This window comes from Pseudomonas baetica (assembly GCF_051216495.1).
GTDB classification, from domain to species: Bacteria; Pseudomonadota; Gammaproteobacteria; order Pseudomonadales; family Pseudomonadaceae; genus Aquipseudomonas; species Aquipseudomonas baetica_B.
On record NZ_JBPKAM010000022.1, the window covers coordinates 1 to 14,771 of the forward strand.

The 14,771-nt window shown below is 61.3% G+C and carries 12 protein-coding genes; 5 read left to right on the forward strand and 7 right to left on the reverse strand.

The features are described from left to right. Positions 1-121 precede the first annotated feature (121 nt). From ACSFE6_RS10655 to ACSFE6_RS10665, 3 genes are all read right to left on the reverse strand, one after another. Positions 122-1,447: a sigma-54-dependent transcriptional regulator gene (locus ACSFE6_RS10655; protein ID WP_435427558.1), complete on the reverse strand. Its 1,326-nt coding sequence runs from the start codon at positions 1,445-1,447 to the stop codon at positions 122-124. Continuing rightward, positions 1,441-3,216: a sensor histidine kinase gene (locus ACSFE6_RS10660; RefSeq protein WP_435427559.1), complete on the reverse strand. Its 1,776-nt coding sequence runs from the start codon at positions 3,214-3,216 to the stop codon at positions 1,441-1,443. The genes ACSFE6_RS10655 and ACSFE6_RS10660 overlap by 7 nt, the downstream gene beginning before the upstream one ends. A 236-nt stretch (positions 3,217-3,452) precedes the next feature. Further along, on the reverse strand, positions 3,453-4,976 hold the full coding sequence (locus tag ACSFE6_RS10665; protein WP_110964653.1) for a fumarate hydratase: 1,524 nt from the start codon (positions 4,974-4,976) through the stop codon (positions 3,453-3,455). Between the two features lie 343 nt (positions 4,977-5,319). Here ACSFE6_RS10665 and ACSFE6_RS10670 point away from each other — a divergent pair, with 343 nt between their 5' ends. Genes ACSFE6_RS10670 through ACSFE6_RS10680 form a run of 3 tightly spaced genes read left to right on the forward strand, consistent with a single transcriptional unit; the run spans position 5,320 to position 8,132 of the window. Next, complete coding sequence (locus tag ACSFE6_RS10670) at positions 5,320-6,426, forward strand: diguanylate cyclase domain-containing protein (protein ID WP_435427560.1); 1,107 nt, start codon at positions 5,320-5,322, stop codon at positions 6,424-6,426. Beyond that, positions 6,419-7,354, forward strand: coding sequence for an iron-sulfur-binding ferredoxin reductase (locus ACSFE6_RS10675; RefSeq protein WP_435427561.1), 936 nt, complete (start codon positions 6,419-6,421; stop codon positions 7,352-7,354). Before ACSFE6_RS10670 ends, ACSFE6_RS10675 begins: the two co-directional genes overlap by 8 nt. Positions 7,355-7,382: 28 nt before the next feature. After that, positions 7,383-8,132: an enoyl-CoA hydratase-related protein gene (locus tag ACSFE6_RS10680; RefSeq protein WP_435427562.1), complete on the forward strand. Its 750-nt coding sequence runs from the start codon at positions 7,383-7,385 to the stop codon at positions 8,130-8,132. A 189-nt stretch (positions 8,133-8,321) separates the two neighbouring features. Here the strand turns inward: ACSFE6_RS10680 and pyk are convergent, their stop codons facing one another. Continuing rightward, positions 8,322-9,773: a pyruvate kinase gene (pyk, locus tag ACSFE6_RS10685; RefSeq protein WP_435427563.1), complete on the reverse strand. Its 1,452-nt coding sequence runs from the start codon at positions 9,771-9,773 to the stop codon at positions 8,322-8,324. A gap of 202 nt (positions 9,774-9,975) precedes the next feature. On the opposite strand from pyk, the gene ACSFE6_RS10690 reads away from it, so the two are divergent. Further along, a complete protein-coding gene (locus tag ACSFE6_RS10690) occupies positions 9,976-10,353 on the forward strand; it encodes a tetratricopeptide repeat protein (RefSeq protein WP_435427564.1) in 378 nt (125 codons plus the stop codon). 245 nt (positions 10,354-10,598) lie between these two features. Beyond that, positions 10,599-10,958 (forward strand): PilZ domain-containing protein, encoded by a 360-nt coding sequence (locus tag ACSFE6_RS10695; RefSeq protein WP_435427565.1) that lies wholly within the window; start codon positions 10,599-10,601, stop codon positions 10,956-10,958. Between the two features lie 128 nt (positions 10,959-11,086). Here the strand turns inward: ACSFE6_RS10695 and ACSFE6_RS10700 are convergent, their stop codons facing one another. The 3 genes from ACSFE6_RS10700 to ACSFE6_RS10710 all read right to left on the reverse strand — a co-directional run bounded on the left by ACSFE6_RS10700 (position 11,087) and on the right by ACSFE6_RS10710 (position 14,764). Next, complete coding sequence (locus tag ACSFE6_RS10700; RefSeq protein ID WP_435427566.1) at positions 11,087-12,418, reverse strand: DUF58 domain-containing protein; 1,332 nt, start codon at positions 12,416-12,418, stop codon at positions 11,087-11,089. A gap of 190 nt (positions 12,419-12,608) precedes the next feature. Beyond that, positions 12,609-13,610: an AAA family ATPase gene (locus ACSFE6_RS10705; protein ID WP_435427567.1), complete on the reverse strand. Its 1,002-nt coding sequence runs from the start codon at positions 13,608-13,610 to the stop codon at positions 12,609-12,611. Further along, a complete protein-coding gene (locus ACSFE6_RS10710; RefSeq protein ID WP_435427606.1) occupies positions 13,607-14,764 on the reverse strand; it encodes a DUF4350 domain-containing protein in 1,158 nt (385 codons plus the stop codon). Before ACSFE6_RS10710 ends, ACSFE6_RS10705 begins: the two co-directional genes overlap by 4 nt. Between the last annotated feature and the right edge of the window lie 7 nt (positions 14,765-14,771).

The following is a 14,771-nucleotide window of genomic DNA, read 5'->3' on the forward strand; positions in this document are numbered from 1 at the left end:
GGTGGGAGGGTGTGGGGTGGTGCCCCCGCCGTGTATACCAGAGCCCCCCCCCCCATGGGATTTTCCCCCCCCCACACGTTGTGGGCCCCCCCCCCCCCCCCCAACGAGGCCCTTTCAGACGCTACAAGAACATCTCTCTGGCGAGCCCATGCCGCTGCATCTTTTCATTGAACGTGCGACGCGGCAGTTGCAGTTCTTCAAGCACCGCCTTGACGTCACCCTTGTGCCGGGTGAGCGCCGCGCGCAGGCATTGCGCTTCAAAGGCTTCCTGTTGCGCGGCCAGTGACTGCCCGGGTTCGATGCCTGCAGGAACGGGCTCGCCAAGCCCCAGGACCTGGCGTTCGGCCATGTTGGCCAGTTCACGCACATTGCCCGGCCAATCGTGGTTCAGCAGATGGCTCAGCTGTGGGCCGCTCAAGGGTGAGAATGAGCGACCCAGTCGCTCGGCGGCGTTGCGGGCGAACGATTCGTACAGTAATGGAATGTCTTCGCGACGGTCGCGCAACGGCGGCAGGCGCAGCTCGGCGACGTTCAGGCGATAGGCCAAGTCCTCGCGAAAACGTCCGGCCCGGGCTTCATCGAGCAAGTCCGGCTTGGTCGCGGCAATGATGCGCAGGTCCACGCGGATGCTCTGGTTCGAACCCAGGCGCTCCAGCTTTTGTTCTTGCAGTACGCGCAACAATTTCACCTGCTGCGCCAGAGGCATGCTTTCGATTTCATCGAGAAACAGCGTACCGCCGTCGGCGTATTCGAGCTTGCCGATGCGCTTGCCCTGGGCGCCGGTGAATGCGCCACTTTCGTGGCCGAACAGTTCGGCCTCAAAGAGTTGTTCCGGGATGGCCGCGCAGTTCAGAGCGACAAAGGGTTTGTCGGCCCGCGGTCCGAAGTCGTGCAGGCAACGGGCAACCAGTTCCTTGCCGCTGCCGGTTTCGCCACGGATCAGTACGTTGACCGGCAGTGCTGCCAGGTCCAGCACTTGCCCGCGCAAAGTCTGCAAGCCTCGGGAGACACCGAGCAGTGTGGCATCGAGTTTGGCCCGGTTATCGGCCTGTTCGTGCAGGGCGCGGTTTTCCAGGACCAGCCGACGCTTGTCCAGTGCGCGGCGAAGGCTGCCGAGCAGGGTTTCGGGGCTGAAGGGCTTTTCGAGAAAGTCGTAGGCGCCATCACGCATGGCTTCGACGGCCATCGGCACATCGCCATGGCCGGTCAGCAGGATCACTGGCAGATCGGCATCGCGCCGCTGCACCTCGGCCAACAGTTCCAGGCCGGTCATTCCGGGCATGCGCACATCGCTGAGGATCACCCCGGCAAAATGCTTTGGCAGCTGTGCCAGGCACTCGTCGGCACGGCTGAACAGTTGCACTTCGAACCCCGACAGGCTCAGCCATTGCTCCACGGCGCTGCGGATGCTGCTTTCATCGTCGACCACCATCACTGAATTCAGCATGAGCCATTGGCCTCCGGATCGATGGGTAAGATCAAGGTAAACACCGCGCCATTGGCGTGATTGTCGGCCGTCAGGCGACCGCCTGATTCGTGAACGATAGCGAAAGAAACCGCCAGGCCAATACCCAAACCATCGCCCACCGGTTTGGTGGTGAAAAACGGATCGAACACCTTGGGCAGATCTTCCTCTGCAATGCCGCTGCCGTTGTCGATGACGCTCAATCGCCAACTTTGTTCTTCGGCTTCGAGTCGGATTTCCAGGCGCTTGCAGGGTTTGTCTTGCATGGCGTCCAAGGCATTGCGCAGCAGGTTTATCAGCACCTGCTCCAGGCGGATCGCATCGCCGCGCACCCAGGCCGGGCGCGTCAGATGCAGCACGGTGCTGACCTGTTCGTCGCGCAACCGTGTGTCGAGCAGTTGCAGCGACTGGTCGATCACCGTTGCCAGGTCCAGGCGTTCGCGTAAGCCGCTGGGGCTTTTGCGGGCGAAGGTCTTCAGGTGGCCGGTGAGGGCTGCCATGCGCGTCAGCATGTCATCCACCGGTTTGAGAGCCTTGTACGCTTCATCGACCCGGCCGTGATCGAGCAGCAGCCTCAGCGTGGCCAGCTGCATGCGTTGCGCGGTCAGCGGTTGGTTGATTTCGTGAGCCAATGCCGCCGACATTTGCCCGAGGGCGGCGAGCTTGGCCGATTGCACCAGACTGTCCTGGGCAGTGCGCAATTCTCGGGTGCGCGCCTCCACTAGCTGTTCTAGCTCCTCGCGGCTGCGCTGGCGCAATTTGGCCAGTCGCCAGCGCTGGTTGAGAAACAGCAACAGAAACACCAGGGTCAGCCACAATCCGGCGGCGGCGAGGGCGGCGAGGGCGGCGTTGCGGCTGTCTTGGAGGGTGACTTGCGGGCGGCGCAGCAGGTGCAGCGTCCAGCCTTCGGCGGCCAGCGGCAGGGATTCCCACAAGTAATCGGCAGAGCCGTCCGGACCCTTGACCCGTGCCAACTCGCTGTTGTCGTCGAAATGGCGCAGCGATTGGGACTCAAGGGGCGTCAGTGGCTGCTTGTCATACTGACGGGTGGCCTTGAGTTCGGCGTGATCGCTGTCGCTCAGCGGTTTCAAGTGGCGATAGCGCCAGCCTGGCTGGTTGGCGATGAAGATGATCCCGCGGGCGTCGCTGACCAGCAGCGTGTCGTTGCCCTGCCGCCATTCGCGCTCCAGCTCCGGAAACTCCAGTTTCACCACCATGGCGCCGAGAAATTGCCCGTCGTCGTTGGTCACGGCGCTGGACAAGAAATAACCCGGAATGCCGCTGGTCACCCCCACGGCATAAAAGCGGCCGGTGCCTTGGGTGCGGGTCTGGTTGAAATAGGGGCGAAAGCCGTAGTTGTGGCCGACGTAACTGCTGGGCAAGCGCCAGTTGCTCGCGGCCACGGCGAGACCGGTGCGATCAAGCAATTCCAGGGTCGAGGACTCGGCGGCACCGTTGATTTTTTCCAGTTTTCGATTCAGCACGTCCTGTTGCCCAGGGCTCACCGGGCCTTTGAGCGCGTCGCGCAATTGCGGGTCCAGTGCCAGCACCGAGGGCAGGGCACGGTAGCGCTCGATCAAGGTATGCAGGGATGTGGCGTACAGCGCCAATTGCTGGTTGGCCCGGGCTGCGTCTTCGACCATGGACTGGCGCACGCTATGGCGCATGGCCAGAGTGGCGGCGATGACGGCACCAGCGATGATCACCAAGGTATAGAGCGTCAGGCGCAGGGGGCGGGATGACAAGAACATGCAGGCATTACACATGGGTACGGAGGGGGCGCACCATAACATGGGTCTTTGCTGACATCCCATCACCCCCTGTAGGAGCGAGCTTGCTCGCGATGGACGTCAACGATAACACGGGGTATCAGACAGCCCGTGTTGTCCATGCGTTCTTCGCGAGCAAGCTCGTTCCTACAGGGGCAGGAGGCAAAAAAAAAGGCGACAGGGTTAGCCCGGTCGCCTTTTTCGGTCAATCGAAGCGCTTACTGCACTTCGACGGCCAGGCTTTCACTGATCTTTTGCTGCCAGATGGCAGGACCGGTGATGTGTACCGACTCGCCCTTGCTGTCGACGGCAACAGTCACGGGCATGTCTTTGACTTCGAACTCGTAGATCGCTTCCATGCCCAGCTCGGCGAACGCCACCACGCTGGACTTCTTGATCGCTTGCGCCACCAGGTAAGCGGCGCCGCCCACGGCCATCAGGTAAACGGCCTTGTGGTCCTTGATCGCGTCGATAGCGGTCGGGCCGCGCTCGGATTTGCCGATCATGCCCAGCAGGCCGGTTTGCTCGAGGATCTGACGGGTGAACTTGTCCATCCGCGTAGCCGTTGTCGGACCCGCAGGGCCAACCACTTCTTCGCGAACCGGATCGACCGGGCCGACGTAATAGATGAAGCGACCCTTGAGGTCCACCGGCAGGGATTCACCCTTGTTCAGCATCTCGACCATGCGCTTGTGCGCGGCATCGCGACCGGTGAGCATCTTGCCGTTGAGCAGGATGGTTTCTCCCGGCTTCCAGCTTTGCACTTCTTCCGGCGTCAGGGTATCGAGGTTGACGCGACGGGCCGACGGGCCGGCTTCCCAGACGATTTCCGGGTAGGCGTCCAGCGGTGGCGCTTCCAGCGAGGCCGGGCCGGAACCGTCGAGCACGAAGTGCGCGTGACGGGTGGCGGCGCAGTTCGGGATCATGCACACCGGCAAGGACGCGGCGTGGGTCGGGTAGTCCATGATCTTCACGTCGAGCACGGTGGTCAGGCCACCGAGGCCCTGGGCACCGATGCCCAGCTGGTTGACCTTCTCGAACAGCTCCAGACGCATTTCTTCGATGCGATTCTGTGGGCCGCGAGCCTTCAGCTCGTGGATGTCGATGGATTCCATCAACACTTCCTTGGCCATCACCGCGGCTTTCTCGGCGGTGCCGCCGATACCGATGCCCAGCATGCCCGGTGGGCACCAGCCGGCACCCATGGTCGGAACGGTCTTGAGCACCCAGTCGACGATCGAGTCGGACGGGTTGAGCATGGCCATTTTCGACTTGTTCTCGGAACCGCCGCCCTTGGCTGCCACGTCCACTTCCACGGTGTTACCCGGAACGATGGAGTAGTGGATAACGGCAGGGGTGTTGTCCTTGGTGTTCTTGCGAGCACCCGCCGGGTCGGCGAGGATCGAAGCACGCAGGACGTTCTCCGGCAGGTTGTAGGCGCGACGCACGCCTTCGTTGATCATGTCGTCCAGACTCATGGTCGCGCCATCCCAACGCACGTCCATGCCCACGCGGACAAACACGGTCACGATGCCGGTGTCCTGGCAGATCGGACGGTGGCCCGTGGCGCACATGCGCGAGTTGATCAGGATCTGTGCCATGGAGTCACGGGCTGCTGGCGATTCTTCGCGCAGGTAGGCCTCGTGCATCGCCTGGATGAAATCCACGGGGTGGTAGTAGGAAATGAATTGCAGGGCGTCGGCAACGCTCTGAATCAGGTCGTCTTGCTTGATCACGGTCATGAGTCGCGCTCCTCTAAAAGACGGGAACATTCTATGGGGCAGCTACGAGCTTCAAGCCACAAGCGGCAAGATGAAGCTGTATGAGTACTGCTCTGAGCTTGCTGCTTGAAGCTTAAAGCTTGCAGCTGCTCTTCTGGCTAAAAAGGCGCGGCAGTATACCTCGGCTCGCTCAAGGGCACACCCGCCGGTAGTCAATCGTTGGTCGCATATCGGACAGTGGACTTGCCGACGGATGTTCGTCCCTGAAAATTGGATGGTCATTTATCGGCCACGCCACTAAAGTGACACTCAGTCTGTAGAGTAGGACGCTCTATCAGTCTCCTTTCATTCGGTGAGTCAACGATTGACCCATAACGCCATCCAACGATTGCTGATCAAACGTTTTGCCCTCGCGGCCGGCACTTACGCCCTGGCACTGCTGTTGGTGTGGCTGGCGTTTTTTACCGATCACTATCAGGACTCGCTGGCGGGCATGGCCATTGGCAGCGCGTTGGTGGTGATCAGCCAGGCGACCTTGTTCGCGGTGTTCTATACCGGCTGCAATCTGCGTTTCGCCGACCCCAGCCTGACCGAAGCCCAGGTATTGCTGGGTGTGGGTTGGCAAACCTGGCTGATTGCCCATCTGGATGACGCGCGCGGGGCGTTCCTGGTTTTTTATGTATTGATCCTGCTGTTCGGGCTGTTTCACCTGTCCCGGCGCTCATTCCTGCGCTGTGCCTTGCTGGTGTTCTTCAGTTTCAGCGCGATCACGCTGTGGGAGGGCTATCACTTCCAGCTGCCCGATCCGGCCCTGGCGGCGTTGCAGGTGTGCGTGCTGTTGATCGTGCTGGTTTGGCTGGTGCTCTATGCCGGTTATGTTCAAGCCTCGCGACACCGCATGCGTCAGCGGCGCTTTGCGTTGCAGGCGCACCAGGACACGCTGCGCGGAATGATGCGTCAGCTCGAAGATCTGGTCGCTACCGACGAATTGACCGGCCTGTTCAATCGTCGGCATTTCCTGCGCCTGGCCTCCCGCGAGCTCAATGCCATGGACGCAGGCGTGGCGCACGGCCTGGCGTTGATCGACCTCGACCATTTCAAACGCATCAACGACCTGCACGGTCATGCCGCCGGCGATCAGGTGCTGCAAGCCTTTGCTGGCGTGGCCACCGCTTGCTTGCGTGACGGTGACGTCCTGGCCCGCTACGGCGGCGAGGAGTTCGTGGTCCTGCTCCCCGATTGCAATGCCGACAGCCTGACCTCGTGTTGCGAACGGCTGCGCATCGCGTTCACCGATGTCGAGTTGATCGGTCTGAATGTGCGCAACCTCAGTCTGTCTGCGGGCATGACCTTGCTGGAACCGGGGGACGACCTCGACGATGCCTTGCAGCGGGCCGATCAGGCGCTGTATCGCGCCAAGCGCGACGGGCGCAACCGTTGCGCGGCGGCGTGGGAAAACGTCGATGCCTGATTTGCGAGTCGGCGATCGCCACTGGTCGGTGGCGGCGGGCAGCAATCTGCTCGACGCCCTGAATCAAAACGGCGTGGCAGTACCCTATAGCTGCCGCGCCGGCAGTTGCCATGCCTGCCTGGTGCAATGCGTGCAAGGGCTGCCGAGCGACAACCGTCCCGATGCTTTGGGCGCGGAGCAGCGTCAGCAAGGCTGGCGCCTGGCTTGCCAATGCCAGGTGGTCGAGGACTTGCAAGTGCATACCTTCGACCCGCAACAGGATGGCCGCCCGGCCGAGGTGGCTGCCGTCGATTGGCTGAGCGACAGCGTCCTGCGTTTGCGCCTGACGCCCCAACGTCCGTTGCGCTACAGCGCCGGCCAGCACCTGGTATTGTGGACCGGCCACATCGCGCGGCCCTATTCCCTCGCCAGCCTGCCCGAAGACGACCGTTTCCTTGAGTTCCATCTCGATTGTCGGATGCCAGGGGCGTTCAGCGATGCAGCACGTTTGCTGAAGGTTAGCGATCCGATCCGTTTGGGCGAGTTACGCGGCGGAGCCTTGCACTACGACCCGGACTGGCACACCCGGCCGTTATGGCTGATGGCCTCCGGCACCGGGTTGGGGCCGCTGTTCGGCGTATTGCGAGAAGCCTTGCGCCAGGATCACCAGGGGCCCATCCGCGTTATTCACCTGGCCCATGATGCCAATGAGCATTATCTGGCCAAACCCTTGCAGGCCATGGCCGCCAGCCGTCCGAACCTGAGTATCGAACTGTGGACCTCGGCCGAGTTGCCAGCGGCTTTGGCGCAACTGCGGCTTGTTTCCCGGCAAACCCAGGCCCTACTCTGCGGAGCCCCCGACAGTGTCGATGCCTTTGCCCGACGCTTGTATCTGGCGGGATTGCCGCGCAATCAACTGCTGGCCGATGTCTTCCTGCCCCGTGGTTGAGCGCTGACTTTCAGATGCGAGACCGACCATGACCGATGCCATCCAGATTGAACGCGAACACGGCCTGTTGACCCTGCGCCTCAATCGCCCCGAGAAGAAAAACGCCCTGACCCGTGCCATGTACAGCCACTTGGCCGAAGCGCTGAAGCAGGCCGACAGCGACCCTGAAATCAATGCGGTGCTGATCACCGGGTCCAGTGAGTGCTTCACGGCCGGCAACGACATCGCTGATTTCATCCAGCAGCCACCGGGCAACCTCGACAGCCCGGTGTTCCACTTCATGCTCAACTTGCTCGGATGCCGCAAACCGGTGATCGCTGCCGTGGCCGGTGCGGCGGTGGGCATCGGCACGACGCTGTTGCTGCATTGCGATCTGGTGTACGTCAGCCGTGACGCGCGTTTGCGCATGCCGTTCGTCAATCTTGGGCTTTGCCCGGAATTCGGCTCCAGCCTGATCCTGCCACGCCTGCTCGGTCAGGCCAAAGCGGCTGAGTTGTTGTTGCTCGGCGAAGGGTTCAATGGTGAACAGGCGGCCGCCTGGGGTATTGCATCCGAAGCCTTGGGCAGTGGCGAAGAGGCCTTGGCCAAGGCGCGCGAGATGGCCCTGCGGTTCGAATCCTTGCCACCGGAGGCGGTGCGCATCAGCAAGCAACTGATGAAAGCCCCGGACCGGGAGTTGCTGAGAAAGGTCATTGAAGAAGAGGGCGCCTTGTTCACCCAGCGGTTGCGTTCGCCGGAGGCGATGGCGGCGTTGGCGGGGTTTATCAACAGGCATTGAAATTTGCGGTGATTGAACCAGCTTTTTCGCGAGCAGGCTCGCTCCCACAAGTGTGCGGCTTACACCTGTCTACTGTGGGAGCGAGCCTGCTCGCGAAGAGGTCCGCATAGGCAACACATCTTCAGGATCAAAAAACAAAAAGCCCCGCCATTCACATGGCAGGGCTTTTGTTTTTCAGCAACCGGTCACTCAGACCTGAGGATCGCCAACGTGCAGGATCTTCATGCCGTTGGTGCCACCGGTGGTGTGGTAGCTGTCGCCCTTGGTCAGGATGACCCAGTCGCCTTTCTGCACTACGCCGCGCTTGACCAGCTCGTCGATGGCTTTCTGGCTGACTTCATTCGGCGCCAGAGAGGCCGGGTCGAATGGAATGGTGTACACGCCACGGAACATCGCCGCGCGAGCCTGGGCTTCGCGGTGCGGGGTGAACGCATAGATCGGCACCGAGGAGCGGATGCGCGACATGATCAGCGGGGTGTAGCCACTTTCGGTCAGGGCGATGATCGCCTTCACGCCCGGGAAGTGGTTGGCCGTGTACATGGTGGCCAGGGCGATGCTCTCGTCGCAGCGCTGGAACTCCTTGCCGATGCGGTGGCTGGAGGTCTTGCTGGTCGGGTGCTTTTCAGCGCCGATGCAGATTCGCGCCATGGCCTGCACCGCTTCCAGCGGATAGGCGCCGGCGGCGGACTCGGCAGAGAGCATCACGGCGTCGGTGTAGTCGAGCACGGCGTTGGCCACGTCGGACACTTCGGCACGGGTCGGCATCGGGTTCTGGATCATCGACTCCATCATCTGGGTCGCGACGATCACCGCCTTGTTGTTGCGGCGTGCGTGCAGAATGATTTTCTTCTGGATGCCCACCAGCTCGGCATCGCCGATTTCCACACCCAGGTCACCACGGGCAACCATCACCGCGTCGGACGCCTGGATCAGGCCATCGAGGGTTTCGTCGTCGGCCACCGCTTCGGCGCGTTCGATCTTCGCCACCAGCCAGGCGGTACCGCCGGCCTCGTCGCGCAGTTGACGGGCGTACTGCATGTCGGCGGCGTCACGCGGGAAGGACACGGCCAGGTAGTCCAGGTCCATTTCGGCGGCGAGCTTGATGTCGGCCTTGTCTTTTTCTGTCAGGGCGGGCGCAGTCAGGCCGCCACCGCGACGGTTGATGCCTTTGTGGTCCGACAGCGGGCCGCCGATGGTCACGGTGCAGTGCAGTTCGGTGGCGGTGGCGGTATCGACGCGCATCACCACGCGACCGTCGTCGAGCAGCAGCTCGTCGCCCACACCGCAGTCCTTGACCAGGTCCGGGTAGTCGATGCCGACCACTTGCTGGTTGCCTTCGGTCAGCGGATGGCTGGTGGAGAAGGTGAATTGGTCACCGATCTTCAGCTCGATGCGCTTGTTGGCGAATTTGGCGATACGGATTTTCGGGCCTTGCAGGTCACCCAGCAGGGCGACGAAGCGACCGTGCTTGGCGGCCAGGTCACGCACCAGCTTCGCGCGAGCCTTGTGCTCGTCGGGGGTGCCGTGGGAGAAGTTCAGGCGGGCGACGTCCAGGCCAGCCAGAATCAGCTGTTCGAGAACTTCCGGCGAGTTACTGGCCGGGCCAAGGGTAGCGACGATTTTGGTACGACGGACGGACATGCAAAGACTCCTGAGTTCAAGCGCTGAGTGAGGCTACTATGCTCCGCAGGTGTAGTCATTGTTCATATGCACTACTTTTTTCGAAGAGCTTTGTTTTCGCTTTCTTTATTGAACTCTGCAATTGAGGGGCGCAACTTTGCGCCAGACAGCCTGAAGATTTCCGCCCACGGGTCGATACAGCGTTCAAGACAGGAGATCTCCCATGCGATTCGTGCTCATTGCCGCCCTTGCCCTCATCAGTGTCACGGGCTGCACCCGTTTTTCGATGAACCATCATTTGAACCTGGCCTACAGCGCCTATGACCGGGGCAACTGCGAGCAGGTCATGCTCGAATTGTCCAAAGTCGAACGCGCCAGCCGCGCACGACCTTACGTGTGGCCGGAAGTGTCGATGATGCGCGGTCAGTGCCTGGAACGGCAGAAAATGTTTATCGATGCCGCTCAGACTTATCAATTCATCATCGCCTCGTATCCGCAAAGCGAGTACGCCTACCGCGCCCGTGCCCGCCTGGAAACCCTGGCGAGCCTGGGGCATTACCCGATGCGCAGTGCCGCAGCGGTACGTCCGACGCAGTTCTGATGCTGCTCGTCATCCAATGGCTGGCCGACCGGCGGTGGTGAGCTATAGTCGAATAGTCCGTTTTAGAGCTTTATTTCTAAACTGACGCAACACCTGTGATCGGCAGGAGTAAGCGACAGCGATTGATGGACTGTCGCACCAGGATCGGGGAGAGCGGGCCGCTCATGCTTGGGTATGTAAGCAGGCTGGCCTGTTCCGAAGCATTAGTGCGGCCCTGCTTAAGGGCCTTGCGTAGCGAATTCAGCATGTTCACTGACCGCCGGATCGAGCGGCATCAACTGCCGTATTTTCTGAAAGTGTTCAACAGCGTCACCGACAAACCCATCGGCTTTCTGGGCAATGTTTCCGAAGATGGGCTGATGCTGATCAGCCAACTGCCGATGATGATCGGCGTGGACTTCGATTTGCGCCTGAAAATCCCCGGCAGCGATGGGTGCCAACAGGTCATCGACCTGCGTGCGTGCTGCCTGTGGTGCCATGAAGACGCCACCCCTCACCACTATGACGCCGGTTTCAGCCTGCAACGGGCACCGCCGGAATATGGGCAACTGGTGCGGGCGTTGAAGCAGTACTTCAGTTTTCAGACGTTGCCCGCATCGGCCTGAAAAGAAGCATTAAAAGCTTCGCGAGCAGGCTCGCTCCCACAGTTGATAGGTGTACATCAAAAATCCCCTGTGGGAGCGAGCCTGCTCGCGAAGGCGTCATCTCAGTCGATGAAAATCCAACTAACGGATCAAACACTGCCACTGCGCTTCCAGCTCAAGTATTGCGTCACCAGTTGCGTACCCAACTCCCCGGGCCGCGCATCCAGCACAGGAACACCATGCGCCTTTAACCGCTCATGCAGTTCAGCCCGAGCATTCAGGAACTCCACCGTCCCGCAATAAATCAGCGCCTCGGGGAAGGTCTGCACCGGTGTTTCCCTCAGATGATCGAGCACCTCTTCGCGCAGGCTGGCGACCAGCACCCGATGTTGTGTGCTCAGGCGTTTGACGGCGGTCAGCAGTTCTTCATCGTCCTCGTCCCGCAGGTTGGTCATCAGCACCACCAACGCCCGGCGTTTTTGTCGGGCGAGCAGTTGGGTGATGGCGGCTTGATAGTCAGCGCTGCGGGGGCTGCTATTCAAGTCGTAGACCGTGTTGAGCAGGACGTTGAGTTGCCCACTGCCCTTGACCGGGGCGAGGTAGCACGATTGATCGCTGGCAAAGGTACACAAGCCGACCGCATCACCCTGGCGCAGCGCAACGTAGCTCAGCAGCAGGCAGGCATTGAGTGCATGGTCGAAATGCGCCAGCTCACCGTCCTGGCTGCGCATGCGACGACCGCAATCGAGCATGAACATGATCTGCTGGTCGCGTTCATCCTGGTACTCCCGGGCAATCGGCGTACGTTGGCGGGCAGTGGCTTTCCAGTCGATTTGCCGCAGACTGTCGCCTTCGCGAAATTCGCGCAGTTGATGAAACTCCAACCCTTGACCACGACGCTGGCGCTGACGCACGCCGAGCTGGCTGAGCCAGTTATCCACGGCCAATAGCTGGCCGCCGTAAAGGTGGGCGAAGTCGGGATAGACACGGGTGTGATCGGCTACGTTCAGCAGGCGTTTGTCGGTCCACAGGCCCAGTGGCCCCGGCAGGTTTATTTCGCAGTGTTCGAAACTGAAGTGACCGCGTTTGAGCGGGCGCAGGCGATAAGCGGTCAGGCTGCGCTGGCCGGACTGCAATGACACCTTTAGTGGCAGATTTTCGAAGCTCAGACCGCCCGGAACATGATCGAAGAGTGTCAGCTCCAGTGGCTGGGTAAAGTCATGCTCGAGCTCCAGTCGTACTTCACTCCAGCGTCCCAGGGCCAGGCTGCCGGGCATGTTTCGTTTCAGACGGGGCGAGGGCAGACGTTTGACGCGGATGGCATCGAGCAGCGCCAGGGTCAGCAGCGCTAAAAGCAGGCCCCAGTTGATTCGCGACAAATACGCTGGCACTGCAAATTCCAGCGCCTGCAAGGCGCCCAGCACGATGCCGATGGTCAGCAGCAAGGCGAGCCAGAGTAATAGCAGACGCGTCGGTTTCATCGCCTGACACCGATGGAGGAAAAAAGCGATTTTGTGGCGAGGGAGCTTGCTCCCGTTCGGCTGCGCAGCAGTCGTAAAACAGTTGAATACGGTGTATCTGGAATCACTCGTCGCCTGGTTTTTGGGCTGCTTCGAACCCCAGCGGGAACAAGCTCCCTCGCCACAAGGTTTGTGTTTGGCATGGAGGGTTTCACAGGCGCGGCGCCGGCACTTGATCGAGTAGCTGTCGCAACACCTGATCCACCTCCAGCCCTTCGATATCCAACTCTGGCGCAATGCGCACTCGATGACGCAGCACCGCCAGCGCACAGTTTTTTATGTCGTCCGGAATCACAAACTCGCCACCGCGCAACAAGGCCCGTGCTCTCGCGCAACGCACCAGCGCGATCGAGGCCCGGGGCCCGGCACCCAGCGTCAGGCCGGGCCAGCTTCGAGTAGTACGGGCCAGACGCACGGCGTAATCGAGTACTTGATCATCCAGCGGCAGATCACTGGCGATTCGCTGCAAGGCCAGCACGTCCTTGGCCTGCAACACCGTGCGCAGCGGCTGCACGTCGAGCATGTCGGCGCGGGTTGAGCGACTGACCTGGCGCACCATGTTCAGCTCCTGCCCGGCATCGGGGTAGTCCATGCGCACCTTGAGCATGAAGCGGTCCAGCTCGGCCTCTGGCAACGGGTAAGTGCCTTCCTGTTCGATGGGGTTCTGCGTGGCCAGCACCATGAACGGTTGCGCGATGGGCAGGGCACGGCCTTCGAGCGTCACTTGGCGCTCCTGCATGGCTTCGAGCAGCGCAGCCTGGGTTTTCGCCGGGGCGCGGTTGATCTCGTCGGCCAATAACAGGTTGGTGAACAACGGCCCCTTGCGCAGTTTGAATTGCTCGGTCTGCAAGTCGTACACCGCGTGGCCGGTGACGTCGCTGGGCATCAGGTCCGGGGTGAACTGGATGCGTGCGAATTCACCGCTGAAGCAGCGAGCCAGCGCCCGCACCAGCAGGGTCTTGCCCAGCCCCGGGACACCTTCGAGCAACACGTGGCCACCGGCAATCAATGCCGTGAGCACATCGTCGATCACGCTGTTTTGGCCGATCACGGCCTTTTGCAGTTCACCACGAATCGCTTGAGCCAACTGACTGGCACGCTGCCTTTGCGTGGCGGCATGGCTGGAGGCATCGGGCTCGATCGGTCCATTCATAAGGCATTCCTCAAGGTTTGCAGATGCACGACCTGACGGCTGAATTCAGCGCTGGAAAGTCGCTGCTTCGGTCGCAGGCTCATAGCCTGGCTGATAGCGAGTGTGGGCTGGCCGGTCAGGCGTGCAAGCACCCGCCATTGTTCGGCGACGCCGAGTTGGTCATACCCCGGGTGACGGTGGCGGACACGGCGCAGAATGTCCTGCTGCAGCGCTTGCAAAAGGCTGTGTTGTCCATTGCGGCGCAACAGGAAATCGGCACTGGCGCGCAGATGCTCCTGCAGTTGTCGACGTGCTTTCGGCGCTGGCTCCTGTAATGGTCCGTGGCGCACGCCGGCATGCCAAAGACTCAGGCCGATCAAGGCAATCAAGGCGACCAGTGCCTGGGGGAAGTAGCGCTGCAACAACGTCCACAGGCTGTCGTGCTCGGTGTCATACAGCAGGGTCACGCTTGAGTCCGCCGTCAAATACCAGAGCAGCCAGGCATTGTCGTATTGGTCGATGGCCGGGGTTTTCCACAGGTCGGCATCGGTCACCACGATGATCGAACCACGCCCGTAATCCAGCTGCATCATGTGTGTGGCCCTGGCGCTGTTGGCCCAGGACTGGGCAAGGTTTTTCGGGTCTTCCAGATGGAACGCGGTATCGAAGCTGGCGTAGGCCGGTGCGTCTTCGTTTTCCAGATACAGCTTGGTCAGTTTCGGATAGGGGTCTTGGCCACTGCCGTTTTCATTGCCGGGCGGAGGGTCCTTGAGATTTTTGCTCAAGAATTGGTGCAACTGCACCCGGTCGAGCAGCAGATCATTGCTCTGCCCGGCCTTTTCGTCCCACAACGACTGCGCGACAAACAATAGTCGACCGCCGGCTCGGGTCCAGTTCATGACCTGATCGATCTGCCGTGGTGTCATGTTGTAGCGGTCCCCCAGCAGCAAAAGGCTGCGCTGGTGCGGTTCCAGGCTGGGCAGGATGTCGAGGCTGTTGGCATGGCTGACGGACAGGCCCTGTTTGCGCAGGAAATGTTCGGCGGCCAGGTAAGGGTTGGCCTGGGCTTCGGGCGAGGGGCCGTGATCGATTTCAGCCGTGTAAGGCGTGGCCTTGAAGTACAACCAGATACTCAATGCAGCCAGCAGCACGGCGAGCAACACGCCGAGCATCATCGGCCAG